Raw genomic sequence first — 25,902 nt, forward strand, 5'->3', positions numbered from 1 at the left:
TCGGCCGACGGTCGCTCCGCAGAGGTGTTCCGCGGGTGGTGTGATGATAGCGGTGGTCATGGGTGTTTCAATGTCAACTGGCGGGTAATATGCGCCGCCTGAGGCGTCAGCGCCCCGGTCGGCGCGGCAGGTGCTGCGCCGCCAGCCGTACGGGGGCGTTCTGCGCTCCGTAGCCCCGGTAGCCGCCGTCACGCTGGACGAGTTCGAAGAAGACACGGCCGACCGTCTCCGTGTAGCAGTGCCGGAACTCACCCTCCGCGTCACGGTCGTAGAGGATGCCGAGTTCGCGGTACGTCTCCGGCTCGCCGTCCGCGAACTCATACCGTGCGGCGAGGTCGTCGTAGTAGTTCGCGGGCATCGCCAGCAGTCGGCCGCCGGCCTCGCGGAAGCGGCGGGCCGCGGTGACCACGTCGTCCGTGGCGAGGGCGATGTGCTGGGCACGGGCGCCCTCGTCGGTGGGGGCGGGCCCGACGCCGAGGGCGATACGGACGCTGCCGTCGGCGTTGGTGACCGCGCGGCTGCGGTGCAGTCCGTACGGGTCGGCGACATCGACGCTGTCCTGTGCGCTCAGCCCGAGCACACTGCGGTGGAAGAGGGCCGCCTCGTCGAACTGGTGCCAGGGCTGGGTGAGGGCCAGGTGATCGATGCGGGCCACGCGCTGCGGAAGCCGTTCGTGCGGGACCGGCACGAAGTCGCCCGTCCACCCCGCGGGTTCGGGATGCCCGGAGCGATCCGTGACACAGAAGAAGAGTTCGGTGCCGTCGGGGGCGGCCACCGCGTCGAGCGGTGCGTCCTCGGGGGCGCGACGGCGGGGCAGGACCGGGGCGAGGAGGGATTCGGCGCGCCGGGCCGCGGCTGCCGGGTCCGGGGACTCCAGGCCGACGGCGGCGAGGGAGGTGCCGTCGCGCCGGGCGGCCGGTCCGGTGTTCACGAGGACACGGGCCTCGCCCTGCTGCCAGAGATCGACGGGCTTGCTGCGGTGCCTGGCCCTGCGGGTGAAGCCGAGGGCGCCGAGGAGCGCGGTGACGGGTTCGGCGTCGGGGGTGACGAGCTCGGCGAAGGCGACACCGGTCGGCACCACGGGCACGGGCGGCGCCGCGAGTCCCGTCGCCTCCTGGAGGACGAGGAGGGAGCGACGCGCGTCCACGGCGGTCGGCCCGGCCTCGGCCTGCCGGAAGACGTCGTTGAAGACCTCGAGGGAGAGCGGTCCCCGGTATCCGGCCCGCAGGACGTGTCCGAGGAACCCCGCGATGTCGAAGCCGCCCTGGCCCGGGAAGCAACGGTAATGGCGGCTCCACTGCAGGACGTCCATCGCCATCAGGGGGGCGTCGGCCAGTTGCAGGAAGAAGATCTTCTCGCCGGGGATGTCCTCGATGCCCTTGGGGTCGCCGCCGCGGGCGAGGATGTGGAAGCTGTCCAGGCAGGTGCCGAGGGCGGGGTGGTCCGCGGCTTCGACGATGCTCCAGGCGTGGTCGTACGTACTCACATGGCGGCCCCACGCGAGTGCCTCGTAGGCGACGCGCATCCCGAAGTCCTGAGCGAGGTCCGCGAGCCGGCGCAGCTGGTCGGCCGCGAGCGCGTCGTCGTCCACAGCGAGCGGGGAGACGCTGGAGCAGACCAGGACCGTGTCGGTGCCGAGGCGGCGCATGAGTTCGAACTTGTGCCGGGCGCGGCGCAGATTGCGGGCGAACTCCTCGTCGGGCACCGCTTCGACGTCCCGCATCGGCTGGTACAGGTCGATGCTCAGACCGAGGTCCGCGGTGCGGGCCCGGATCTCCTCGGGTGTGAGGGGGCTCGCGAGCAGATCGTTCTCGAAGATCTCCACCCCGTCGAACCCCGCTCGCCCCGCGGCCGTGAGCTTCTCGGTCAGGGACCCACTGAGTGAGACAGTGGCAATGGACGTACGCACGTCGATACTCCTTAGCTGTCGCTCCACATCGAGGCACGGTGAATGCCGCCGGCTCGGGCGGGCCCCGCACCCGCGACACAACCCGAGCCACCCGCCCCGCAAGGGGCGCGGGGAACTGCGCGACCAGCCCCCACCACCCCGCACCCGCCACACAGCCGAAACCACCCCACCCACAAGGCGCCCTCAGCCACCGACACCCGCACCTGGCACACCCGCCAGCTCAGAAATGTCCGCCAGCATCCGAACGGCATCCGGCTCCCGCCCCGTGAACAGCCGAAACGCGTCCGCCGCCTGGAACACGGCCATGCCCCCGCCGTCCAGCGTCGCGCACCCCACCGCCCGGGCCGTGCGCAGCAACTCGGTCTCCAGCGGCCGGTACACCACCTCGGCGACCCACAGACCGGGATGCAGCAGCTCGGCCGGGAACGGCAGCCCGGGATGGGCCGCCATCCCGGTGGGCGTCGCGTGCACCACCCCGTCGGCCCGGCCGAGCAGCCCGCCGAGCGCGTCCGGCGTCGCGGCCGCCGCCCGCCCGGCACCGAAGTGCCGGTTCAGCCCGGCGGCGAGATCCGCCGCCCGGTCCGCCATCGCGTCCACGACGGTGACGTGCCCCGCGCCCAGCGTCAGCACGGCGTGGGAGACGGCCGCCCCCGCCCCGCCCGCACCCAGCTGCACGACCCGCTCCAGCGGGACATCGGGCAGCCCGCGCGCGAAGGACGCCGCGAACCCGGTGACATCGGTGTTGTGCCCGACCGCGCGGCCCCCCTCGAAGACGACGGTGTTGACCGCGCCGAGGGCCGCCGCCTGCGGAGCGAGCTCGTCGAGGTGGTCGATGACCAGCTGCTTGCAGGGGTGCGTGATGTTCAGCCCGTCGAAGCCCAGGTCCCGCGCGGCCCGTACGAGATCGCCCACCGCCTCCGGCCCGACGCCGAGCACGTCGATGTCGATCAGCCGGTACAGATAGCGCAGCCCCTGCCGGTCGGCCTCCCGTTCGTGCAGCGCGGGGCTGAGCGAGGGGCCGATGCCGGAACCGATGAGGCCGACGAGATACGTGTCCATGGTCACGGCGGACCTCCTGAGCCCACTAATGTACGAACTAGTACGTTAGCTATATCAGCATCCCGAGCCCGCGGGAAGGCCCGCCCCGGAACTCGGGACCACGGCGGCAGACCCTGCTTCTACAATCGCGGGCACTGACCCCCTCGCCCGAAGGAAGCCGATGACCAGCGTCGAAGAACCTGCACGGCCCGTCGGGCGCATCCGCGACGCAGCCCGGACCAAGGCCGAGATTCTCGACGTGGCGACCCAGGAGTTCTCGCGCGCCGGCTTCGCCGGTGCCCGCGTCGACGAGATCGCCGCCCGCACCCGCACCACCAAGCGGATGATCTATTACTACTTCGGCGGCAAGGAGCAGCTGTTCACGGCCGTTCTGGAGCGCGCGTACTCCGTGATCCGGATGGCCGAACAGGAGCTGGACGTCGAGCACTTGGACCCCGTCGCGGCCATCCGCAGACTCGCCGAGCTGACCTTCGACCACCACGAGGCGCATCCGGACTTCATCCGGCTGGTCAGCATCGAGAACATCCACGAGGCGGAGCACATAGCCGCGTCCGAGGAACTCGGGAAGATCGGTTCGCCCGCGCTGGAGGTGATCCGCCGGATCCTGGAGACCGGCCGGAAGTCGGGGCTGTTCACAGCCGACGTCGACGCCGTGGACCTGCACGCGATGATCAGCTCGTTCTGCTTCTTCCGGGTCTCCAACCGGCATACCTTCGGCGCCCTCTTCGGCCGTGACCTGGTCGCCCCCGACCAGCGGGAGCACTACCGGACCATGCTCGGCGACATGGTCATCGCCTATCTGACGGCGGACCGCACGGAGGACTGAGAACGACAGGACCGTCACCCCCTCCCGTGCCCCGCTCCGGGGCCGGAGCGGGGCACGGCCGGGAAAGATCCTTCAGTACGACCTCTTGACACCCGGGAAACGTGGGCGCACCATCCGTAGCCATCCGCTACTAACTATCCAGTGGGTTAATTAGCCGGACGCGCAACGTTGAGCGGACCTCCCACCGTCAAGCAGACTCGTCGCATCCGGCACGGCCGACCCGTACACCCCCAGGGCCCCGGCACCTCACCCCTCCGTCACTCCCGTCCCCGGAGTTCCCTCGAAGGAGCACGCCGTGTCTGTCCCCGCCGTCCCGCTCGACGCGCCACCCGGCCAGCCCCGGAAGGCCGCCATGGCCGCCTGGATCGGCAGCGCCCTGGAGTACTACGACTTCTTCATCTACGGCAGCGCCGCGGCCCTGATCTTCCCGAAGGTCTTCTTCGACGAGTCGGATCCGGCCACCGCGACCCTCCTCTCGCTGGCCACGTTCGGCGTCGCGTACGCGGCCCGCCCGGTCGGCGCGCTCTTCCTCGGCCACTTCGGCGACCGGGTCGGCCGCAAGAAGATCATGGTCTTCACGCTCATCCTGATGGGCCTGTCGACGTTCCTCATCGGCTGTCTGCCCACCCGCGCCCAGGTCGGCGGCCTCGCCCCGGTCCTGCTGGTGCTCTGCCGCGTCCTCCAGGGCATCTCCGCGGCCGGTGAGCAGGCGAGCGCCAACTCCATGACGCTGGAACACGCGCCGCCTCATCGCCGGGGCTTCTTCACCAGCTTCACCCTCAGCGGCACCCAGGGCGGCCAGCTCCTGGCGACTCTGGTGTTCCTGCCGGTCGCCGCACTGCCCGAGGACCAACTGCTCTCCTGGGGCTGGCGCGTGCCGTTCTGGGCGAGCGTCGCGGTCGCCGTGGTCGGCTATGTCATCCGCCGCACCCTCCAGGAGACGCCGGCCTTCACCCAGCAGGCCGCGAGCGAGGGCGTTCCCAGACTGCCGCTCCTCGTGCTCCTCCGCGAGCACTGGGCGGACGTCCTGCGGGTCGTCGCGGGCGCCCTGATCGCCTCGGTCAGCACGATCTTCACGGTCTGGGCGCTGGCGTACGGCACGAGCGACTCCGTCGGGCTGTCGCGCACGCAGATGCTGTGGGTGGGCGCGCTCGCCAACATCGTCGCCCTCGGCGCGATCCCCGCCTGGGCCACACTGTCCGACCGCATCGGCCGCCGTCCGGTCTTCCTGATCGGCGCCGCGGGCAGCGCCGTACTGATGTTCGCCTACCTGTGGGCCATCTCGACCGGCTCGTACCCCCTCGTCCTCCTCTTCGGCATCCTCGCCTTCGGTGCCGTGTACAGCGCGGCCAACGGTGTCTGGCCGTCCTTCTACGGCGAGATGTTCTCCACCCGCGTCCGGCTCTCCGGTATGGCGATCGGCACGCAGATCGGCTTCGCCGTCGCGGGGTTCGCGGTCACCTTCGCCGCGCAGATCGCGGGCCCGGGCGGCGACGACTGGTCGTCCGTGGCACTGTTCACCGCGGCCCTGTGCGTCCCGCCGGTGCTCGCCGCACTCACCGCCCGCGAGACGCACACGGTGCCGACGGAGGAGCTGGGCGAGCGGGCGCCCCAGGACGCCGCGAAGCGCGAGGCCGTGACCGCCTGACCGTCCGGCGGGGACGCACGGTTGACAGCTGACGTTTTCGGCAAGAACATCGCCCGGAACAAGCGGAAAGAAACAGCGCGGTCACACAGAGCCACTCCGCGCACCCCGGCCGGGTTCAGGGGCGGCCGGTGTGCGCGGAGATCCCCTCACCCCTCGGCTCAGCGTCCGCGGGGAATGCCGTACGCGCGCTCCACGTGGAGCCGCAGGACGAGCCGGCCGTCACTGACCATGGCGGCCCGGTAGTCGTCCCAGTCGGGGTGCTCGCCCCGCACGGCCCGGTAGAGCCGCACCAGCTCCTCGACGGTCTCGTCGTGGGGGTCGCGGGCGACGGGAGTGAGCTCGGCGGCGCCCTCGGCGACCGTGTACGCCCAACGGTCCTCGGCCGTCACGTGGTAGGAGGCCCGCGGGTCCCGGCGCAGATTACGGGTCTTGGCGCGGTCGTCCGTGACCGAGACCCGGACGATCCGCTCGTCGGGATCGTAGGCGTGGTTCACGTTGGACAGCTGGGGCCGGCCGTCCTTCTTGAGGGTGACCAGCACTCCCCCGTCGTACTCGGAGAGCAGCTTGAGCAGTGTGTCCTGCGTCGCGTCCTGAGTCATGTATCGCTCAACCCCGGGGAACGCATGGCCATTCCCGTCACGTAGACACCGTCTATCAGAGCAGTAGACAGCGTCTACGCTGGCTGGTAGACAGTGTCTATGAGTGAAGCGGACACGGGGCTGCGGGCCCGGTTGATCGACGTGGGCGTGGACCTGGTGACCACGCAGGGCGCGCAGGTTCTGACCCTGCGGGAGATCGCCCGTCGCGCGGGCGTCTCCCACGGTGCCCCGCGCCGCTACTTCCCGACCCATCTGGAACTGCTCTCCGCCATCGCACGCCGGGGCTTCGCCGACCTGGGGGCCCGGGCGACCCAGGCGCTGGGCGACGGAGGGGCGAGTCCCCGCGCCCAGCTCACGACGCTGGGGAGGGTCTATCTCGACTTCGCCCTCGCTCAGCCCGGAATGTACGAGCTGATGTTCCGTCATGATCTCCTGGAGAGCGGTAAGTCGGGGCTCCGGGAGACCAGCCTGCCGCTGTTCGGCGTCCTGGTGGACCTCGTCGGCCGGGCACGCCCCGAGGCCGACGCCGCGCTCGTCGCGGGCGCCCTCTGGGCGAACCTGCACGGGATCGCCCAGCTGTGGGGCTGGGGCGGCCTCCAGCTCGCCACGGGAGCCACCGACTTCGTACCCCTGCTGGATGCCGCGCTGGACGCGCACCTCGGGCCGGAGGAGCGGTGAACCCCTCGGCGCGGCGCCGTCTCACACTGGCCAACAGCGTCGTCGGGGCCGTCATCGTTGCGCTGGACGGAACCGTCCTCACCGTCGCTCAGCCCACGCTGCGGCGCGATCTGGACGCGTCGTTCGCGCAGGTGCAGTGGACCAGTACGGGCTATCTCATCGCGGTGGCCAGCCTGTTGGTGTTCGCGGGGCGGCTCGGGGACCGGTACGGCCACCAACAGGTCTTCGCCGTGGGGATGGTGGGGTTCGGGGCGGCGTCGGCGGGGATCGGTCTGGCGCCCGGCATCGGCTGGGTGATCGGACTGCGGGTCGCCCAGGGGGTCTTCGGCGCACTGTCGCAACCCGCCACGCTCGGGATGCTGCGCGCGGCCTACCCGCCCGACCGGCTCGGCATGCCCATCGCGCTGCGCACCAGCGCCATCGGTCTCGCGGCCGCCGCGGGTCCTCTCCTCGGCGGGGCGCTGGTCACCCAACTGGGCTGGCGGGCCGTCTTCTTCCTGAACGTCGTCCCCGCGCTCGTCATGGCCGCCCTGGCCCTGACCGTCCGGGACGCGCCCCGGGGCAAAGGCTCGGCGGCCGGACTCGACCTGCCCGGCGCGGCGCTGCTCGCGGTGGCCCTGGTCGCCCTGGTGCGCACGCTCGTCGTGCTGCCGGAGACCGGCCGGCTCACGGAGACCGCGCTCGGGCCGGTCGTGGCGACGGTCGCGGCAGCCGCGTTCGTACGGCACGAACGGCGCGCGGCGAGCCCGCTGGTACCGCCCGGCCTGCTCGGCTCCCCCACGGTCGGCGCGGCGCTCGGCACCCTCGTGTGCGCCTCCGCGGCGCTGTTCGGCACGCTCTTCGTCAGCACCTACTACCTTCAGGACGTGCTCGGCCTCGACCCGTTCCGGAGCAGTCTGCGCGCGCTCCCGCTGGCCGTGATGATGGTGCTGGGCGCACCGGTCTCCGCCGTACTGCTGCGCCGCCACGGCCCGCGCCGCACGACCGGGACCGCGATGCTGCTGCTCCTCCTCGGCGTCCTGCTGCTGTCCAGGCTCGACCGCGCCTCGACGGACCTGGCGATCGGCGCCGGATTCCTGCTCATGGGCGCGGGGTTCGTCGCGGTGATGGTGAGCGCGACGGCCGTCGTCGTGCGCGGCGCGTCCGCCGGGTCGGCCGGGGTGGCGGGCGGGCTCCAGCAGACCGCGATGAACATCGGACCGACGGTGGGGGTGGCCGTCGCGACCACGCTGGTCGGCCTGACCGGCGTCGTCGACCTGGGCCCCGCGCTGACCGTCCTCGCGGTCCTCACGGCGGTCGGCGCACTGTCGGCGCTGCGGCTCCCGGGCCGCGCCGACGCATCGGTCGCCGAGCGGCGACCCGCCGGTCACCCACCCAGCGACGCCGCTCGCGAACTCCGTACGAGACGATGAGAACGAGCGGGACGATGAGGACGAGCGAGTCCGAGAGCCGCAGTCCGGAGGAGAACCATGGGACATCTGCGACAAGAGGTCGAGCCGAGCGAGGCCGGCCTTGACCCGAAGGCGCTGGCCCGCCTGGACCAGCACTTCTCCCACCTGGTCGACGACCTCCGGCTGCCCGGCTACCTCGTGTCCGTCTCCCGGCACGGCCGGGTCGCGCACCTCACCACGTACGGCCACCGCGACCGCGAGGCCCGACTCCCCGTCGAGACCGACACCTTGTGGCGGATGTACTCGATGACGAAGCCGGTCACCTCGGTCGCCGCGCTGATGCTCCTGGAGGAGGGACGCTTCCGGCTCGACGACCCCGTCGCCCGATTCCTGCCCGCCTTCGCCGACCCCCGGGTGTACGTCAGCGGGTCGGGCTCCGGCATGAAGACCCGCCCGGCCGAGCAACCCCTCCTGATCCGGCACCTGTTGACCCACACCTCGGGTCTGACCTTCGGCTTCTACCACTCCCACCCCGTCGACGCGCTCTACCGCGACGCCGGTCTGGAGTCGTCGGTGGCGCCGGGCGCGGACCTGGCCGGGACCTGCGACGTGTACGCGGGCCTGCCCCTGCAGTTCGAGCCGGGCACCGAGTGGAACTACTCGGTCTCCACCAATGTGCTCGGCCGCCTGATCGAGGTGGTCTCGGGGCAGGAGCTCGACGCGTTCCTCGCCGAGCGGATCTTCGGGCCGCTGCGGATGACGGACGCCGGGTTCTGCGTCACCGACGAGCAGGCCGGACGGCTCGCCGAGCTGTACGGGGAGGACGCCGAGGGCCGCATCACCCCGATCGCCGGGCTCCCGCTGCACGGCCGCCCGCGCTTCCTCTCCGGCAGCGGCGGAATGGTGGCCTCCGCGTACGACTACCACCGCTTCATGGAGATGCTCCGCCGTCGAGGCGAACTCGACGGGGCCCGGCTGCTGAAGCCGGAGACCGTGGACACGATGGCCGCCAACCACCTTCCGGGCGGCGCCGACCGCCGCGCCTTCGGCAGCGCGCTGCACCGCGAGCCCGGCAACGCGGGGCTCGGCTTCGGGCTCGGGGTCTCCGTCGTGGTGGACCCCGAGATCACCCGGTCACCGTCCAGCAAGGGCGCGTTCGGCTGGAGCGGGGTCGCCAGTACGACCTTCTGGGTCGACCCGCGCCACGACCTGACCGTGCAGTTCTACACCCAGGTCCGCCCGACCTCGTCCCACTCGGTCTATCCCGAGCTCAAGCGGCTCGTGCACGAGGCGGTGCTCGGCTGAGCCCGGCTACCCCGCGCGCAGGGTGAACGGCACTCCCTCCCGGGCGAGTTCGGCCAGCCACTGCTCGGAGCGCTCCGCCGTCTCCGCGGCGCGGCCGAGGCCCGGCGGGAGCGAACCGTCCAGGATGTGGCGGACCCCGAGGGCGAGCGTGCGGGAGACACAGCGGGCCATGGCGCTCTCCTCGGCCGTGCCCACGAGGTCGAGGAGGTAGCGCCCCGACCAGGTCGCGCCGGAGCCGCCGCGCACGTCGAGGGAGACGGCGAGGACGACTCGGTCACGATCCGCGTCCGTGGTCGGATAGGTCCTCGCCAGCTCCTGGGCGAGAGCGGTGATCCGCCGGTCGTCGCCCGCCTTCAGCTCCTCGAAGACCTCGTCCCAGGCCCGCAGCCAGCCGTCGAGGCGCAGGGTGCCGCGCACGAAGGTCTCCGGCTTCCAGGCGCCTGGAAGCCCGTACTGCTCGACGAAGGGCACACTGTCGCGGTTGGGGTAGACCTCGAAGGCCTCGCCGTCGATCACGTGCGTGCGGGTTGCCTCCCAGGGGCGGTCGGCGGTGGTCTCGGTGCCGTCCTCGACATATCGGGCGGGCGAACGCAGAGCGTTGAGGACGCCCGCGGGTGCCCAGCTGAAGCGGTACTTGAAGTCGTTGGGCACGGCGGGGATGCCGCCGCAGTACGAGGTGAGGCGGTACGAGGCGGCCGACCCGGCGCCGATCTCGGCCTCGGCGCGGGCGATCAGACTGTGCGCGAAGAGGTGGTCGATGCCCGGGTCGAGCCCGCACTCGGTCAGCACCACCACTCCCGCCGCCTCGGCCGCTGGCACCTGGTCGAGGACCGCGTCCGACACATAGCTGGAGCAGGCGAAGTGGGCGCCGCGCTCGACGCAGACGGCGAGCAGCGGGGCGTGTTCGGGCGCGGGCAGCATGGAGACGACGACGTCTCCGGGGGCGAGCTCGGCGGCGAGCGCCTCCTGTGTGTACGCACGGGGCTCGGCCCGCCCGGTCAGGCCCAGCGCCTGAAGGCTGCGCGCGGCACGCTCCTCGGTGCGGTGCCACAGGCGTACGCGGTCGGCGGCGTCGCAGGTGGCGGCGAGACCGCTGCCGGTGGACAGGCCCGCGCCGATCCAGTGGACGGTGCCGCTCGCGGCCGTCACCTCAGACATCACGCGACTCCCCTTCCTCTGCTTTCTCGACGTGCTCGGCTTCCTCGGCTTCGAGGGTGCGGCACGCCTCGTGGAAGCGGTCCAGGCAACGCCCCCACGGGCCGCCGGCCCCGAAATCCAGCAGCTGGGGCAGCAGCGCCGCCGAGAAGTCGACGCTCGCCTCCAGCGGCAGCAGCGACGGCAGATTGTCGATGGCGATCAGGTCGAGAGCGGGCCGCTCGCGGATGCGGCGGGCGGGGTGCGTCCAGTCCGTCGTGGTGTCGTAGACCGGCAGCACGTTCAGGGGAGAGCCGACGTCGCAGGTGACGTCGCACAGGGTGCGCAGCCGGCGGCCGGGCTCGTCGAGGTCCTTGTCCGTGAGGAAGGGCGGGATCGGCCGGGTGGTGAGCACGGTGTTGACCATCAACTCGTGTGCCAGCAAAGCCGGTCGGTCCAGCTCACGGGTCTCGGCGAGGTCCCAGCAGGTGGGCTCGACCCCGGCCACGCCCAGCGCCACGCGGGCACCCCGGCCGCTGCGGCCGAGCGCGCCGATGACAAGGGCCCGCAACTCCCCCTGCTCAGAGGCGAGTTCGGTGTCGAGCTCCTCCTTCGAGGTGGGCCGCAACGGGGCCTTGAGGCTGCCCCGGTGGTGCAGCACCGCCAGGGCGGCGCCCAGGTACCCGGCCCAGTAGCCGAACGCGGCGAGCCTGCGCCCGTCGTCGTGCACCAGGTACTCGATGTCCAGCAGGGCCCCGCCCCCGGCGAGGAACCTGCGGAGCAGCGCCGCCGCCCCCGGCTGCCGCTTGTAGGCGTGCCCGAAGAAGACATGGCGGTGGGTCAGTTCGGGTGGCCCGTCCGGGAGTTCCTTCAGTCCCACGACGACCGTGTCCGGCGGCGCCGACACCCAGGAGCCTGCCGTCGCGACCCGGCAGCCGGCGTCCTCGTACGCCTCGATGGGAAAGACCCGCTGCGGCGACTCCTCGACCGTGAGCGTCACGCCGCTCTCGATGAGCCGTCGGGCGTCCGAGGGCACGATCGGGGTACGCCGTTCGGTCGTACGGGTCTCGTGGCGCAGCCACAAGTGGAGCTCGGTCATACGAGGTTGACCTCCGGACGCGGGGCGTCGGCGGTGAAGCGCTCGACGCTCAGGGGGCTGATGTCGACGAAGGGTACGCGGCCCAGGTACAGATCACGGATCACCTCGCCGACCGCCGGTCCCTGGAGGAAGCCGTGGCCCGAGAAGCCCGTCGCGTACAAGAAGCGCGCGCACGAACGCGCCTCGCCGATCAGGGCGTTGTGGTCCGGCGTGATCTCGTACAGGCCCGCCCAGCCGCCTGTCCGGCGCAGGTCGAGCAGGGCCGGGGCGCGGCGCTCCATCGCCTCGGACAGGCGGGGGATCCAGCGGTCGTGGGTGCTGGTGGCGAAGCCGGGGATCTCGTCGGGGTCGGACATGCCGAGGAGGAGGCCGGGGCCCTCGGTGTGGAAGTAGAGGCTGGTGGTGAAGTCGATGGTCATGGGGAGGTCGGGCGGCAGGCCCGGGACGGCTTCGGTGACGGCGATCTGGCGGCGCAGCGGTTCCACCGGCAGGTCCACGCCCACCATCGCGCCGACCGACCGCGACCAGGCACCGGCCGCGCAGACGACCGTGTCGGTGGCGATCCGCCCCTGGCTGGTGACGACCGCGGTGATCTCGTCGCCGCGGGTCTCGATGCCGGTGACCTCGCGGTGCCGCAGCACGGTCGCGCCGTACCGGCGGGCCCCGGCCGCGTAGCCCTGCACGACGGACTCGGGCGTGCAGTGCCCGTCGTCCGGGGAGAACGCCGCCGCGAGCAACCCGTCGGTGGTGATCAGCGGGGACAGCCGCTGGGCCTCGGCCGGGTCGATCAGACGGCTGGGCACCCCGAGCGCGTTCTGCCGCCGTACGCCGTCCTCGAAGGCGGCGACCTCCTCGGGCGTGGAGAGCAGGAACAGATAGCCGACCCGGCGCAGCCCGATGTCCTGGCCCGGTTCCTCACCGAAACGGGCGAACGCCTCCAGACTCCGGGCACCCAGCTGGATGTTCAGCTCGTCGGAGAACTGCGCCCGGACCCCGCCCGCGGCCCGCGAGGTGGACCCGGAGGCGAGTTCGTCGCGCTCGACGAGCACCACGTCCGGTACACCGGCCCGGGCCAGGTGGTAGGCGATGCTGGTGCCCATCACCCCGCCGCCGATGACGACGACCCGCGCGCTCACGGTCATCGGCGTGCCTCCCGGGCACGAGCGGCCGCGATCACGGCCCAGGCAGCGGCGGCGTCCTGGATGCCGAGCCCGACGCTGTTGTAGAAGACGATGTCGTCGGGGTGGGTGCGGGCCGGGTGGCTGCCGGTGAGGACACCGCCGAGCGGGATCAGGTCGGCGCGGGTGAGTACTCCCTCCCGCAGCGCGTCCACGATCGGTCCCGCGTGCTCCGCCGCCGTCTCCGGGTCGTCGACCACGACCGCCGCGGCCCGCCGTACGACCTCCGTGTCGACCTCGCTGCGGGTGGGCTCGAAGGAGCCGACGCTGACGACCGCGCACCCGGGCGTCAGCCACTCGCCCCGTACGACGGGTGTGCTGCTGAGCGTGCAGGCGGCGACCATGGGCCGGCCCGCGACGGCTTCCTCCGCCGTGTCGACGGCCTTGGTCGCGACGCCGAGTTCCGTCGCGAGGCGCCGCGCCGCCCGCGCCCGTCGGGCCGGGTCCGGGCTCCACACCCGCACGGACCTGAGGTCCCGCACCCGGGCGACGGCCCGCGCGTGGGCGAGGGCCTGGGTGCCGGAGCCGAGAAGGCCCAGCTCCGCGCTGTCGGCGGTGGCCAGCACGTCGAGGGCGACGGCGCTCGCCGCGGCGGTGCGCAGGGTCGTGACCGCCGTGCCGTCCATGACGGCGGCGAGTTGCCCGGTCACCGGATCGAGCGCGTTGATCACGGCGTGCACCGTCGGCAGCCCGGCCGCCGTGTTGGCCGGGTTGACACTGCCGAACTTGGCGACGGCCCCGGTGTCGGCGGACAGCCGGGCGAGGTAGGCGAAGACGACGCTGTCGTCGAATCGGCTGGGGTGCATGATCTTGCCGGGGAGCTCGGCGGTGCCGTCACCGAGCGCGGTGAACGCCGCGCGCTGCGAGGCGATCGCCGCATCGGTGTCCAACAGCTCCGTCACCCGGTCCCGGGAGAGGTACAGGACGTCGTCGGTCATTCCTTGTACCTTTCCCCGCGCGCACCTCTCTCACCACAGCCGACGCCTCCGGGTGACGCCCTCGGGCGCCCGCGCTCAGGAGGAGTGGGAGACCACCACGTCCAGGTGCGGCAGGAAGTGGTCGAGGCGCTCCCGCTTGGTGCGCAGATAGGTGATGTTCTGCGGGCACGGCGGTATGAGCAGCGGGACCTGCTCGGCGACCTTGATGCCGTTGCGCTGGAGCGACTCCCGCTTGCGCGGGTTGTTCGAGAGCAGGCGTACGGAGCGGACGCCGAGGTCGTGCAGGATGTCCGCCGCGACGCGGTAGTCACGGGCGTCGACCGGGAGGCCGAGGGCGACGTTCGCCTCGACGGTGTCGAGGCCCTCCGACTGGAGCTTCATCGCCTGCAGCTTCGCGAGCAGGCCGATGCCGCGGCCCTCGTGGCCGCGGAGGTAGACCAGGACGCCACGGCCCTCCGCGACGATGGCGCGCAGCGCGGCGGCGAGCTGGTCACCGCACTCGCAGTGGGTGGAGCCGAAGGCGTCCCCGGTGAGGCACTCCGAATGAAGCCGGGTGAGGACGCCTTCCTTCGTGGCGCCTTCCCCGCTCTTGCCGAGGTCGCCGACCTCGCCGTAAACCAGGGCCACTTGCTCCTCTCCGCGATCGTGATCCAGGAAGCCGACCGCCTGGAAGTCGCCGTACACGGTGGGCAAAGGGGCATTCACGACTCGTTCGACACCTGTGAGGCGTGCGGTCCCGGCGAGTACTCCAAGGTTATCTGTCATGATCTGGTTCCTAAGCAGAGTCGAAAGCAGCGTCGAAAGGCCGTGAAACATGAGTGGTTCGGGAACGCGCTCGGCGGTATCCGGTCTGTTGCCGGCGGACACCACGGAGGATGTACGGGAGCGGGGGGCCGGTGTCGCCCGTGAGGTCGCCGTGCTTCCCGTCGGGAGTTTCGAACAGCACGGTGCCTACCTTCCGTTGGCGACGGACACCCTGGTCGCGTGCGCTGTCGCGGAACGGATCGCCGCCGCTCATCCGGTCCATCTCCTTCCTCCGGTGACGATCTCCTGCTCGCACGAGCACGCGGCCTGGCCGGGTACCGTCAGCATGTCCGCCGTCACGCTGCACGCGGTGGTGCGGGACATAGCCGCATCGCTGCGCCATTCCGGCGTCGACACCCTGGTGCTGGTGAACGGGCACGGCGGGAATTACGTGCTCGGCAATGTCGTTCAGGAATCCGTCGGCACCGGTACGCGTATGGCACTTTTCCCGGCCATGGAGGACTGGGAAGCCGCACTGGAACGAGCAGGTGTGGAGACCTCGTTGCTCACCGATATGCACGCCGGTGAAATCGAGACCTCCATTCTTCTGCACACGCATCCTGAATTGGTCCGGCCCGGTTACGAGACCTCCGACTTCGTCGCGGACGACCGGCGTCATCTGCTCACCCTCGGAATGGCCGGCTATACCGAGTCCGGTGTCATCGGCCGTCCCTCGAAGGCGTCCGCCGAGAAGGGGAAGGAGCTCCTGGCGGGGCTGACCGAGGCCTTCGGGGCGTACTTCTCCTTGGTGACGGCGAAGACGCTGCCCACTGCCTCCGACGCGGCCCCGGCCAAGGGGACTTCCGGGGCGTGAACTTCGGCGGTCTCTGACGCTCGGCATTGATCGTGCCCTCCTGCGTTCTGCTGCCGGGGGCGCCGCAGCGCCGCGAACCACCGGACGACCAGGACCACGACGCCGGGCAGGGCGGCGGCGAAGCTGAGCACTCCGTAGATCACCGCGACGCTCAGGCCCATGCCGGCGCCCAGCCCGGCGGCGCCGAAGGCCCAGGCCATGACGCCTTCCCTGGGGCCCCAGCCGCCGATGTTCAGCGGCAGGCCCATGGCGAGCAGGGCCAGCAGGGCGAGCGGCAGCAGTACGGCGGCGGAGGCGTGGGATCCGGCGACGCGGGCGGCGAGCAGGAACATCGCGAGATGTCCCGCCAGCACCACGACCGAGGAGATGAGCACGCCCGGCCAGTTGCCGCGGGCGAGCAGCGCGCCGCGCGCCTCGGTGAGCGCGGCGCGGACGGCGCCGTAGCGCCGGGACGGACCGGACTGGGCTCTGCCCCTGCGGACCGCGGCCGCCGCGACGGCTCCGCCCACCGAGACGATCGCCAGGATCAGGGCGAGTTGGCGGGCGTCCGCGAGGACCGGTGACGGGAAGGTGAGCAGGACCACCGCGCCGACGGCCACCAGGACCACCTGGCCCGCGGTCCGTTCGAGGACCACGGCGCGTACGCCGCGGCCGACGTCCCCGGTGCTCTGGCCGTGTCGTACGGCGCGGTGCACATCGCCGAGGACACCGCCGGGCAGCGCCGCGTTCAGGAACAGCGCGCGGTAGTAGTCCGCGACGGCGCCGCCCAGCGGCAGCCGGATCCGCAGTCCGCGGGCCACCAGGCACCAGCGCCAGGCGCTGAACACGGTGGTCAGCAGACCGAGCCCGAGCCCCGCCAGCAGGGTCGGGCCGTCGACCCGCCGCAGCCCGTCCAGGAAGACACCGGTACCGAGCCGCCAGAGCAGCACCCCGAGGATGAGGACGCCGGCGACGGAACCGATGTGCGTGCGCAGGGAGCCCCCCTTGCGGCGGGCGGGGGCCGGGTCGGCTTCCTGCCGGGCCGGGGCCGGGGCGCCGGCGGTCGGTGCCGTGTCCGCCGGGCTCATGTCGCCGCGTACCGAAACCAGGTCCGCGCCGGCGTGGACCCGGACAGCGGTCGCCGTACCGCGCGGGCGGGACGTGTCCGCGTCCGCGCCGACCGCCTCCGCCGTCCCCGCCCCGGCGCTCACGCCGCACCCCCGGTGGGCCGCGGCAGCGCCAGTACGTCGCTGTGGTGGACCCATACGCGCAGTTCACCCGCGGCGCAGGCGGCGAGCCGGGACTGCAGATACGACTCTGCACGGGCGGCCAGCGCGGGCCGCTCCTCGACGGCCGCGCCGACCCAGCCGCGCAGCCACTCCGCCGTGAGGTCGGCCTCGTCGGCGCCGAGCCGCCAGGGGCTCGGGTGCACCCGTACCGTCGCGCCGTGCCGGTCGAAGGCCTCGCAGGCCGCTGTGATCGCGTCGGGCCCGAGCAGTTCCCCGCGCCGCTGGTGGGCGTTGAACGCCTCGGCGAACTCGGCGTCCAGCGGATCGGCCGGGGTGAACTCGACGCGCCCGACGACGGAGAGCGTGAGCAGGGCGGGCACCCCGGCGCCCGCGCAGGCCACCGCGAGCCGGTCGATCTCCTCGCGGGTCAGCACGTCGAGCAGGGCGGACGCCGTCACCAGTGACGCCCCGGTCAGCGCGTCCGCGGTCAGCCGGCCGATGTCACCACGCTGGGTGGTGACCGTGACCCGGCTGCCGTCGGCGGCCGCCTGAGGTGCGCCCACGGTCGCGAAATGCAGCAGATAGGGGTCCCGGTCGTGCAGGATCCAGTGCTGGGCGCCGTCGAGCCGGGGGGCGAGCCAGCGGCCCATGGAGCCGGTGCCGCAGCCGAGGTCGTGGATCACCAGGTCGCCGCCGCGGCCCGGCCGGTTCGCCAGCCGGATGCGCAGCGGGTCGAGCAGTTCGGGCGCCCGTGCGGCGGCGTCCGCCGGCTCCCGCAGCTGGAGCCACTGGGGGGCGTAGCGGGGCACGTCGTCGTCGGGCGCGCTCGCGCGCTGCCCCGGAACCCCGGACACACCACCCTGCACGCCCACCTCCGACACGCCCTGTTCCGGAACTCCCGACGGAGTCGCAGTCCTACTCATGCCGCCCTCCGAGGCTGCTGCGGAAGACGTCCCAGCACACCGGCCAGGCTGCGGGCGGTGGTCGCCCAGCCGTCCAGTGCGGCCCGGCGACTGCGCGCGGCGGCCTTCAGCCGGCGGCGCACATCGGCCTCGCCGAACCAGCCGCGCAGCTCCGCGGCGAGCGCCGCCGGGTTCTCCGGGGGTACGAGGATGCCGGGGACCCCGCCGTCGGGCGCGCGCCCGACCGCCTCGGGGAGACCGCCCACGTCGGTCGCCAGCACCGGGATCCCGCGCGCGAGCGCCTCGGTGACGGCCATGCCGTACGTCTCGGCGTAGGAGGTGAGGACCATGAGGTCGGCCGCCGCGTAGCTCGCGTCGAGTTCCGCGCCCGCCTGCGGTCCCGCGAGGTGCAGCCGGTCGGCGAGCCCGTACTTCTCGATCAGGCCGTGCAGCTGGGCGACGTACGTCGGGTCCTGGGTGAGTCCGCCGACGCAGACGCAGCTCCAGGGCAGGTCGGTGACGGTGGCGAGGGCCTCGATCAGCCGGTGCTGACCCTTGCGCGGGGTGACCGCGGCGACGCACAGCAGCCGGGAGACGCCGTCGGTGCCGGAGGCGAGGGGCGCGATGTCGGCGCCCGGGGCGGCGACATGGACCCGTTCCGGGGCGAGCCCGTGGTGGGCGACCAGCCGACGGACGGCCCAGTCGCTGGTGGCGACGACGGCGGACACGGCCCGCAGCGTCGCCCGTTCCTTCGCGTCCAGCTCGGCGGCCACGGCGGGCGCGAGCCCGGTCTCGTCGCCGAGCGGCAGGTGCACCAGGACGGCGAGACGCAGCCGTTCGGCCTCGGGGACGATGATCTCGGGGACGCCGCAGGCGACGAGCCCGTCGAGAAGGACGACCGAGTCGTCCGGGAACTCACCGAGCGTGCGGGCCAGCTCCGTGCGGGCGGAGGCCGACGGCCGGGGCCAGCTGCCCGCGACGGCGTGCTTGTGGACCTGCCAGCCGAAGCCGGGCAGGTCGAGGCAGAGCCGCCGGTCGTAGGCGTTGCCGCCGCTGGGCGCGGACGCGTCGTCGACACCGCCCGGCATCACGAAGTGCACGGAGCGCAGGGACATGGGGATGATCTCGGCGTTCTTGAGAGCCGTGTGCTGCACGGGCACGTAGTTCAGGGAAGCCTGGTCGCCGTTCACGGCCGCCGGGCCGGTCTTCACAGACGCCTGGTCCATGGTCGTGTCGGTCACAGCGCACGCTCGTAACTCGCCCAGGCGATGTGCGACTCGTGCAGGGTGACCGTGATGCCCGCGAGGCCTTGGGCGCCCTCGCCGAGGGCCCCGGCGTGCACGCGCTCGGCGAGGCGGTCGGCGATGACCTTGGCCAGGAACTCCGTCGAGGTGTTGGTGTTCTTGAAGTCCGGTTCGTTGTCGAGGTTGCGGTAGTTCAGCGCGCTCACGACGGCGCCGAGTTCCTGCGTGGCCAGACCGATGTCGACGACGATGTTGTCGTCGTCCAGCTCGGCCCGGCGAAACGTGGCGTCCACCAGGAACGTCGCCCCGTGCAGGCGCTGCGCGGGCCCGAAGACCTCGCCACGGAAGCTGTGGGCGATCATCAGGTGATCGCGGACGGTGATGCTGAACAACGGACGACCCTCCAGGTGCGGCACGTCTGATCCCCTGCCGGGACCATGCCGTGTAGTACGGCTGCCCCGCTCTCCTTGTTCAGCTTCCTGTTCCCCTTTCTTTGCAGTTTTTGGAGGTCAGGCAGGTTGTTCAGTGCTCAAACGCCTTCGTAGACGACGCGATGGCACAGGCCGGGTATCGATCCGGAGGCCAACTTCGGCATCACGTCGGGCAGTTCGTCGAAGCCGCACTCACCGGTGACCAGCGCGTCGAAGGCAGGCTCGGCGAGCAGTTCCAGGGCGAGTGCCAGCCGATCGGCGTACGTCCGACTGGCGCGCCGCGCCGGTGAAACGGAACCCACCTGGCTGCTGCGCACGACCAGGCGCCGTGAGTGGAAGGCCTCGCCCAGCGGCAGGCTGACCCGCCGGTCGCCGTACCAGCTCATCTCCAGGACGGTGCCCTCCTGGGCGAGCAGCTCCAACGACCGGGTGAGCCCGGCCTCGGTGGCGCTGGCGTGCACGACGAGGTCGCACTCGCCGGCGGCGTCCGCGGGGAGCGCGAAATCGACGCCCAGCGCGCGGGCGATGACGGCGCGCGCGGGGTCGGCGTCGACGAGCTGGACGCGTACGCCCGGGAAGCGGGCGAGGAGCGCGGCGATGGAGCAGCCGACCATGCCGCCGCCCACCACGGCGATCCGGTCGCCGACCAGTGGTGCCGCGTCCCACAGGGCGTTCACCGCGGTCTCCACGGTCCCGGCGAGCACGGCGCGCGGGGCGGGGACGGAGTCCGGTACGACGGTCACCGCGCTCAGCGGCACGACGTAGCGCGTCTGGTGCGGATACAGGCAGAAGACGGTCCGGCCCCGCAGACCCGCCGGGCCCTCTTCCACCTGGCCGACGCTCAAATAGCCGTACTTCACCGGTGCGGGGAAATCCCCCTCCTGGAACGGTGCACGCATCGAAGCATGCTGACTTTCCGGAACGCCGCCGCGGAAGACGAGAGTCTCGGTTCCCCGGCTCACTCCCGAGTAGAGCGTGCGCACCAGCACCTCCCCCTCGGCGGGGGCCGGCAGGGCGATCTCGCGTATCTCGGCGTGGCCGGGCGAGCTCAGCCAGAAGGCACGAGCTGTGAGTTCCATGAGCGTCCCCCTGAACGGTTCAGCAGATCTTCACGTACGGAGCGGTGACAAGCCGCGCACTGTACGCGGCGTTGATCGACTCTGTCATACGGCCGGAGGATGTGCGGTGGCCCTGAACAACACGTACGACGCGAGGCTCTTGGCGCAGGAGACCACGGTGGGAGCGGGTCTGCAGCTCCTGGTGCTGGCACTGCTGGGCACGGCGATCGGGATGGGGCCCGCGGGCTGGCTGACCGGTCTGGCCTTCGCGCTCGCCACCTGGGCGGTTCTGACCCGTGCCCTGCGTCGCTCCCGGCCCCGTTCCTTCGGACCGGCCAATCGGGTGACGCTCGGCCGGGCCATCCTGGTCGGCGGGGTCACCGCCCTGGTCGCGGACTCCTTCGAGAGCTCGCCCCCGGTCAGTCTGCTCGTCGGTCTCACGGCGGTCGCCCTGATCCTCGACGGGGTGGACGGCAAGGTCGCCCGTCGCACCGGCACCTCGACCGCGCTCGGCGCCCGCTTCGACATGGAGGTGGACGCGTTCCTCATCCTGGTGCTGAGCGTGTACGTCTCGATGTCGCTCGGCCCGTGGGTGCTGCTGATCGGCACCATGCGGTACGCGTTCGTGGCGGCGGCCCGGGTGCTGCCCTGGCTGAACGCGGCCCTGCCGCACAGCATGGCGCGCAAGACCGTGGCGGCCCTTCAGGGGATCGTGCTGCTGGTCGCGGGCGCAGGCATCATGCCCGTGGAGGGCAACGCCGCCGCGGTGCTCCTCGCGCTCGCCTCGCTCATCTGGTCGTTCGGCCGTGACATCACCTGGCTGTACCGCCACCGCCACCCGGTCGAGGAGCGGGAGCAGGCACAGGCGCGGGAGACGGAGCGAGTGCAGGAGCAGGAAGGGGTGCAGGAGCAGGAGCGGGAGCGGGAGCGGGAGCAGCTGGTGCGGGACGGCGTCCGCGAGCTCGTCGAAGCGTGAGGCCGCGGCGGTCGGCGGACCGTCACCGAGGGCGGAACCAGTCGATAACGATTCGGCAACCGCACGCTCTACCGCGTCGTAGGGTTCGGACATGTGAAAGACCGACTCGTCATCAAGGGCGCCCGCCAGCACAACCTGCGTGACATCTCCGTGGAGTTGCCCAGGAATGCGCTCATCGTTTTCACCGGAGTATCGGGCTCGGGTAAATCCAGCCTGGCTTTCGACACGATTTTCGCCGAGGGCCGGCGGCGTTACGTCGAATCGCTTTCCGTCTACGCCCGGCAGTTTCTCGGCCAGTTGGACAAGCCCGATGTCGATGTGATCGAGGGCCTGTCGCCGGCCATCGCGATCGACCAGAAGACGACCGGTCGCAACCCGCGCTCCACGGTCGGCACCCTCACCGAGGTCTACGACCACCTGCGTCTGCTGTACGCCCGCGTCGGACGCCCGCACTGCCCCGAGTGCGGGGAGCCGGTCGAGCGGCAGACGCCCCAGCAGATCGTGGACCGGCTGCTCGCGAAGGGCGACGGGGTACGCGTCCAGGTGCTGGCTCCGGTGGTCCGGGACCGCAAGGGCGAGCATGCGGACGTGTTCAGGCAGTTGCGGGCCGACGGGTTCAGCCGGGTACGGGTCGACGGGAAGGTCCATCCGCTCACCGGGCCGCCGCCGCTGGACAGGCGCAGGAAGCACTCGATCGACGTGGTCGTGGACCGGCTCGCGGTGAAGGCGCGTGCGCGACAGCGACTGACCGAGTCCGTCGAGACCGCGCTCGGGCTCGCCGGAGGCGTCGTCTGCGTCGACTTCGTGGATCTGGACGCCTCCGACCCGCAACGTGAGGTGCGGTTCTCGGAGCGGATGGCCTGCCCGCGGGCGCACGACATCGCCCTCGAGGCGCTGGAACCGCGGCTGTTCTCCTTCAACGCGCCGTGGGGTGCCTGCCCCGAGTGCACCGGCCTGGGCTCACGGATGGAGGTCGACCCCGAACTCGTCGTACCGGACGAGGAGAAGTCGCTGTCCGAGGGCGCCGTCGCGCCGTGGACGAACACCAGCGGCGCCGAGTACTTCACCCGGCTGCTCGAAGCGGTGGCCGCGGCGGCCGGGTTCAGCACCACCGCCCCCTGGCGCCAACTGCCCGCCGCCGCGAAGAAGGTGGTACTGCACGGGTTCCGGGAGCAGGTCCACATCACCTATCGGAACCGGTTCGGGCGCGAGCGTTCCCACCTGACCCGGTTCGAGGGCGTCCTCCCCCATGTCGCCCGCCGCTACGCGCAGGAGGACGCCTCCCGGGAGCGGTTCGCGGGCTATATGCGCGAGGTGCCCTGCCCGGCCTGCGGCGGCGCCCGGCTGAAACCGGCCGTGCTCGCCGTCACCGTGGCCGGACGCACCATCGCCGAGCTGACGGCACTGCCCATCGGTCAACTCGCCCGATGTGTGGAGAGCCTGGAGCTGGAGGGCTGGGAGCGGCGAGTCGCCGACGCCGTCGTCGCGGAGACCGGTGAGCGATTGCGGTTCCTTCTCGACGTCGGCCTGGACTATCTGTCGCTGGACCGGCCCGCCGCCAGTCTGTCCGGCGGCGAGGCGCAGCGGATCCGGCTGGCCACCCAGATCGGCGCCGGTCTGGTCGGTGTGCTGTACGTGCTGGACGAACCGAGCATCGGGCTGCACCAGCGCGACAACCGACGGCTCATCGAGACACTGCTGCGGCTGCGGGACCGCGGCAACACCGTGATCGTCGTCGAGCACGACGAGGAGACCGTGAAGGCCGCCGACTGGGTGGTGGACATCGGGCCGGGCGCGGGCGCGCACGGCGGACACGTGGTGCACTCGGGTACCGCGCGTGAACTCCTCGACCATCCGGCCTCCCTCACCGGCGCCTATCTGTCCGGCCGACGGCGGATACCGCTGCCCGCGGCACGCAGGCCCCGCACGGAGGGGCGCGCGATCACGGTGCACGACGCCGGCGCGCACAACCTGCGCGAGGTGTCGGTCTCCTTCCCGCTCGGGCAGTTCGTCGCCGTCACGGGTGTGTCCGGCTCGGGCAAGTCGACTCTGGTCAACGACATCCTCTACACGGCACTGGCCAAACGCCTGTACCACGCCCACAAGGTGCCCGGCCGCCATCGTGCGATCACCGGCGTGGAGGAGATCGACAAGGTGGTCCAGGTCGACCAGTCCCCGATCGGCCGCAGCCCCCGGTCGAACCCGGCGACGTACACAGGAGTCTTCGACCGGTTGCGGCAGTTGTTCGCACAGACCCCGGAGGCGAAGGTGCACGGCTACCAGCCGGGCCGGTTCTCCTTCAACCTCAAGGGCGGCCGCTGTGAGCACTGCTACGGCGACGGCACCCTCAGGGTCGAGATGAACTTCCTTCCTGACGTCTACGTGCCGTGTGAGGTGTGTCACGGAGCGCAGTACAACCGGGAGACCCTGGACGTACACTTCAAAGGCAGGTCCATAGCCGACGTACTGGGCATGACGATCGAGGACGGCCTGGATTTCTTCGCGGAACACGCGATCATCTCCCGGCACCTCAGGACGCTCCATGACGTGGGTCTGGGCCATGTGAAACTCGGCCAGCCCGCCACGACGCTCTCCGGCGGCGAGGCACAGCGCGTCAAGCTCGCCGCCGAACTGCAGAAACGCACCAAGGGAAGAACGCTCTACGTCCTCGACGAGCCGACCACCGGCCTGCATGCCGACGACGTCCGCCAACTGCTGGCCGTGCTCCACCGACTCGTCGACCAAGGCAACACGGTCGTCGTCATCGAGCACGACCTCGACGTGATCAAGACCGCCGACTGGATCATCGACATGGGTCCCGAAGGCGGCCACCGCGGCGGCACAGTGATCGCCGAGGGCACCCCCGAACAGGTGGCGGCCCAGCCTCGGTCCCACACCGGGCAGTTCCTCCGACCGCTTCTGGAGAGGAGTTGAGCGCCATGGAAACGGACACTCAGGCATGGGAACTGGAGTCGCCCCATCCCACCGCGTATGCGGACGAGGAAGACGACGCGCCCAGCCCCCGGCTCACCTCCGGCGGCGCCACGATCGATCAGGTGCGCGACTACCTCAAGCAGATCGCCCGGGTCTCCCTCCTCGACGCCGAGAAGGAGGTGGAGCTGGCGAAGCGGATCGAGGCGGGTCTGTTCGCCGAGCGAAGGCTGACGGAGGAGCCGCACCTCAGCCCGGAATTCCAACGCGAACTGGAGATTCTCGCCGCGGACGGACATGTGGCGAAGTCCCATCTCGTCGAGGCGAACCTGCGTCTGGTCGTCTCCATCGCCAAGCGGTACAGCAGACGGGGAATGCTGTTCCTGGATCTCATCCAGGAGGGAAACACGGGACTGATCCGCGCGGTGGAGAAATTCGACTACACCAAAGGGTTCAAGTTCTCGACCTATGCGACCTGGTGGATCCGGCAGGCGATTTCACGCGCCCTGGCCGACCAGAGCCGGACGATCCGCATTCCCGTCCACATGGTCGAGGTCATCAACCGCATGGCCAAGGTCCGCCGGGAAATACTCCAGGACACCGGGGCCGAACCCACACCGGAACAACTCGCCGACAAGCTGGACGTCCCTGTCGAGAAGATCACCGAGATAGAGGGCTACAGCAAGCAGCCCGTCTCACTCCACACCCCGCTCGGCGAGGACGGCGGCACGGAGCTCGGTGACATCCTGGAGGACAGCGAGACCATCTCCCCCGCGGACATGGTCACCTTCCTCCTCCTCAAGGACGCCATCCAGGCCGTCCTCGCGAACATGACCGCACGCGAGGCCGGGATCATCTCCCTGCGCTACGGCCTCATCGACGGGCAGGCCCGGACCCTGGAGGAGATTGGGCAGGTGTACGGGGTGACACGTGAGCGCATCCGTCAGATCGAGTCCAAGACGATGTCCAAACTGCGCCACCCCTCCCGCTCCCAGGCCCTACGGGACTACCTCGACGTCAGCTGATCCCCCCGCTCCTGCAGCGGGTGCGCAGGTTCGAATCCTGCCGGGGGCAGAGAGACGGTCGGCTCAGGAGGGGTTTCCTCCCGGGCCGACCCTTCGGCGGGTGTGTCAGGAGGGCGGGCATCCGAACCAGTTCACCTTGCCGTTGCCGGAGGTGTAGCCCATGCAGCTGATGGTTCTGTTGTGCAGGGTCTCGGTCCGGTCGACCCCTCCGTCCAGGGTGTCCCTCTTGTAGTGGGTCCGTACGAGGGTGTCGATCTCGATGGTGTACCAGCGTCTCTTGTTGTTCGGGATGTTGCAGTGGTGGCCGGTCAGGTTGCGGCTGGGCCCGGCGCTGCTCCACATGTCCTGTTCGGCGCGGTCGCAGTGCGCGCGACCGTAGGCGCCGGCGGTGCCGGCGCCGGTGCCGAGCAGGGCCGTCGCGCCCGTGATCACCGCCGCGGTAACGCCGAGCAGGCGCTTCAGAGTGGGGTTCATCGATTGGTCCTCCTGCCAGATGTGGTGACGGCTCGGAGTCGCCATGTCACCGCGGTGTGATGGTCGCATTTATCCGGTATGTCCGGCCTGTCGGCCGGGGGTGCAATCCCTCGACCCGGTGACGCGGGTGACGCCAATGCAGCAGGCGACGAGCCCTCGCGGCATGGAGACGGTGGCGGCCGGGGCCAGGACTTCGACACCCATGGACAGCCGAGTCTCGTAATGAGAGTTCACTTGCATGAAGAGAACAAACCCTCTAACTTCATGAGAG

The 25,902-nt window shown here is 71.3% G+C and carries 21 protein-coding genes and 2 pseudogenes; 9 read left to right on the forward strand and 14 right to left on the reverse strand.

The annotated features are described in order from the left end of the window. Window positions 1-106: 106 nt before the first annotated feature. Entirely contained in the window at window positions 107-1,909 is a 1,803-nt protein-coding gene (locus tag ACZ69M_RS08800) for a bifunctional sugar phosphate isomerase/epimerase/4-hydroxyphenylpyruvate dioxygenase family protein (protein ID WP_470047951.1), read from the reverse strand. A gap of 183 nt (window positions 1,910-2,092) precedes the next feature. Then, entirely contained in the window at window positions 2,093-2,968 is an 876-nt protein-coding gene (locus ACZ69M_RS08805) for a shikimate dehydrogenase (RefSeq protein WP_470048382.1), read from the reverse strand. 160 nt (window positions 2,969-3,128) lie between these two features. On the opposite strand from ACZ69M_RS08805, the gene ACZ69M_RS08810 reads away from it, so the two are divergent. Next, entirely contained in the window at window positions 3,129-3,794 is a 666-nt protein-coding gene (locus tag ACZ69M_RS08810) for a TetR/AcrR family transcriptional regulator (protein WP_075025684.1), read from the forward strand. Window positions 3,795-4,089: 295 nt separating this feature from the next. Then, on the forward strand, window positions 4,090-5,442 hold the full coding sequence (locus ACZ69M_RS08815; RefSeq protein ID WP_470047954.1) for an MFS transporter: 1,353 nt from the start codon (window positions 4,090-4,092) through the stop codon (window positions 5,440-5,442). Window positions 5,443-5,600: 158 nt separating this feature from the next. Here the strand turns inward: ACZ69M_RS08815 and ACZ69M_RS08820 are convergent, their stop codons facing one another. Next, the gene (locus tag ACZ69M_RS08820) at window positions 5,601-6,041 is read right to left on the reverse strand and encodes a PPOX class F420-dependent oxidoreductase (protein ID WP_470047956.1); all 441 of its coding nucleotides are present in this window, start codon (window positions 6,039-6,041) and stop codon (window positions 5,601-5,603) included. Between the two features lie 99 nt (window positions 6,042-6,140). On the opposite strand from ACZ69M_RS08820, the gene ACZ69M_RS08825 reads away from it, so the two are divergent. Genes ACZ69M_RS08825 through ACZ69M_RS08835 form a run of 3 tightly spaced genes read left to right on the forward strand, consistent with a single transcriptional unit; the run spans window position 6,141 to window position 9,415 of the window. Beyond that, on the forward strand, window positions 6,141-6,719 hold the full coding sequence (locus ACZ69M_RS08825) for a TetR/AcrR family transcriptional regulator (protein ID WP_470047958.1): 579 nt from the start codon (window positions 6,141-6,143) through the stop codon (window positions 6,717-6,719). Further along, window positions 6,716-8,131, forward strand: a complete 1,416-nt coding sequence (locus tag ACZ69M_RS08830) for an MFS transporter (RefSeq protein WP_470047960.1) — start codon at window positions 6,716-6,718, stop codon at window positions 8,129-8,131. The genes ACZ69M_RS08825 and ACZ69M_RS08830 overlap by 4 nt, the downstream gene beginning before the upstream one ends. 57 nt (window positions 8,132-8,188) lie before the next feature. Beyond that, window positions 8,189-9,415, forward strand: a complete 1,227-nt coding sequence (locus tag ACZ69M_RS08835; RefSeq protein ID WP_470047961.1) for a serine hydrolase domain-containing protein — start codon at window positions 8,189-8,191, stop codon at window positions 9,413-9,415. A gap of 6 nt (window positions 9,416-9,421) precedes the next feature. On the opposite strand, the gene ACZ69M_RS08840 is transcribed toward ACZ69M_RS08835, so the two are convergent. The 5 genes from ACZ69M_RS08840 to ribA form a co-directional block, all read right to left on the reverse strand. Continuing rightward, a complete protein-coding gene (locus ACZ69M_RS08840; protein WP_470047963.1) occupies window positions 9,422-10,573 on the reverse strand; it encodes a saccharopine dehydrogenase family protein in 1,152 nt (383 codons plus the stop codon). Beyond that, window positions 10,566-11,648 (reverse strand): saccharopine dehydrogenase, encoded by a 1,083-nt coding sequence (locus ACZ69M_RS08845; protein WP_470047965.1) that lies wholly within the window; start codon window positions 11,646-11,648, stop codon window positions 10,566-10,568. Before ACZ69M_RS08845 ends, ACZ69M_RS08840 begins: the two co-directional genes overlap by 8 nt. Next, entirely contained in the window at window positions 11,645-12,790 is a 1,146-nt protein-coding gene (locus ACZ69M_RS08850) for an NAD(P)/FAD-dependent oxidoreductase (protein WP_470047967.1), read from the reverse strand. The genes ACZ69M_RS08845 and ACZ69M_RS08850 overlap by 4 nt, the downstream gene beginning before the upstream one ends. Beyond that, window positions 12,787-13,764, reverse strand: coding sequence for an ornithine cyclodeaminase family protein (locus ACZ69M_RS08855; RefSeq protein WP_470047969.1), 978 nt, complete (start codon window positions 13,762-13,764; stop codon window positions 12,787-12,789). The genes ACZ69M_RS08850 and ACZ69M_RS08855 overlap by 4 nt, the downstream gene beginning before the upstream one ends. Window positions 13,765-13,839: 75 nt before the next feature. Next, window positions 13,840-14,529 (reverse strand): GTP cyclohydrolase II, encoded by a 690-nt coding sequence (ribA, locus tag ACZ69M_RS08860; RefSeq protein WP_470047971.1) that lies wholly within the window; start codon window positions 14,527-14,529, stop codon window positions 13,840-13,842. A 49-nt stretch (window positions 14,530-14,578) separates the two neighbouring features. Here ribA and ACZ69M_RS08865 point away from each other — a divergent pair, with 49 nt between their 5' ends. Next, window positions 14,579-15,382 (forward strand): creatininase family protein, encoded by an 804-nt coding sequence (locus ACZ69M_RS08865; protein WP_470047973.1) that lies wholly within the window; start codon window positions 14,579-14,581, stop codon window positions 15,380-15,382. 125 nt (window positions 15,383-15,507) lie between these two features. Here the strand turns inward: ACZ69M_RS08865 and ACZ69M_RS08870 are convergent. The 5 genes and pseudogenes from ACZ69M_RS08870 to ACZ69M_RS08890 all read right to left on the reverse strand — a co-directional run. Then, window positions 15,508-16,626 (reverse strand): annotated as a pseudogene (locus ACZ69M_RS08870) (lysylphosphatidylglycerol synthase transmembrane domain-containing protein); the annotation flags it as partial. After that, window positions 16,569-17,513 (reverse strand): class I SAM-dependent methyltransferase, encoded by a 945-nt coding sequence (locus ACZ69M_RS08875; protein ID WP_470047975.1) that lies wholly within the window; start codon window positions 17,511-17,513, stop codon window positions 16,569-16,571. The gene ACZ69M_RS08875 and the pseudogene ACZ69M_RS08870, both read right to left, overlap by 58 nt. Beyond that, window positions 17,510-18,733 (reverse strand): glycosyltransferase family 4 protein, encoded by a 1,224-nt coding sequence (locus tag ACZ69M_RS08880; RefSeq protein ID WP_470047977.1) that lies wholly within the window; start codon window positions 18,731-18,733, stop codon window positions 17,510-17,512. Before ACZ69M_RS08880 ends, ACZ69M_RS08875 begins: the two co-directional genes overlap by 4 nt. Then, a complete protein-coding gene (locus ACZ69M_RS08885) occupies window positions 18,730-19,128 on the reverse strand; it encodes a 6-pyruvoyl trahydropterin synthase family protein (RefSeq protein ID WP_060900963.1) in 399 nt (132 codons plus the stop codon). Before ACZ69M_RS08885 ends, ACZ69M_RS08880 begins: the two co-directional genes overlap by 4 nt. Window positions 19,129-19,265: 137 nt before the next feature. Then, entirely contained in the window at window positions 19,266-20,246 is a 981-nt protein-coding gene (locus tag ACZ69M_RS08890; RefSeq protein ID WP_470047979.1) for a zinc-dependent alcohol dehydrogenase, read from the reverse strand. A gap of 106 nt (window positions 20,247-20,352) precedes the next feature. Here ACZ69M_RS08890 and ACZ69M_RS08895 point away from each other — a divergent pair, with 106 nt between their 5' ends. The 3 genes and pseudogenes from ACZ69M_RS08895 to ACZ69M_RS08905 all read left to right on the forward strand — a co-directional run. Beyond that, window positions 20,353-21,201, forward strand: coding sequence for a CDP-alcohol phosphatidyltransferase family protein (locus tag ACZ69M_RS08895; protein WP_470047981.1), 849 nt, complete (start codon window positions 20,353-20,355; stop codon window positions 21,199-21,201). A 93-nt stretch (window positions 21,202-21,294) separates the two neighbouring features. Continuing rightward, complete coding sequence (gene uvrA / locus ACZ69M_RS08900) at window positions 21,295-24,135, forward strand: excinuclease ABC subunit UvrA (protein WP_470047983.1); 2,841 nt, start codon at window positions 21,295-21,297, stop codon at window positions 24,133-24,135. Continuing rightward, window positions 24,120-25,157: pseudogene (locus tag ACZ69M_RS08905) on the forward strand (RNA polymerase sigma factor); the annotation flags it as partial. The gene uvrA and the pseudogene ACZ69M_RS08905, both read left to right, overlap by 16 nt. Before the next feature lie 105 nt (window positions 25,158-25,262). On the opposite strand, the gene ACZ69M_RS08910 reads toward ACZ69M_RS08905, so the two are convergent. After that, a complete protein-coding gene (locus ACZ69M_RS08910) occupies window positions 25,263-25,631 on the reverse strand; it encodes a hypothetical protein (protein WP_470047985.1) in 369 nt (122 codons plus the stop codon). Window positions 25,632-25,902: the final 271 nt, after the last annotated feature.

Source organism: Streptomyces sp. NPDC107454 (assembly GCF_055582885.1).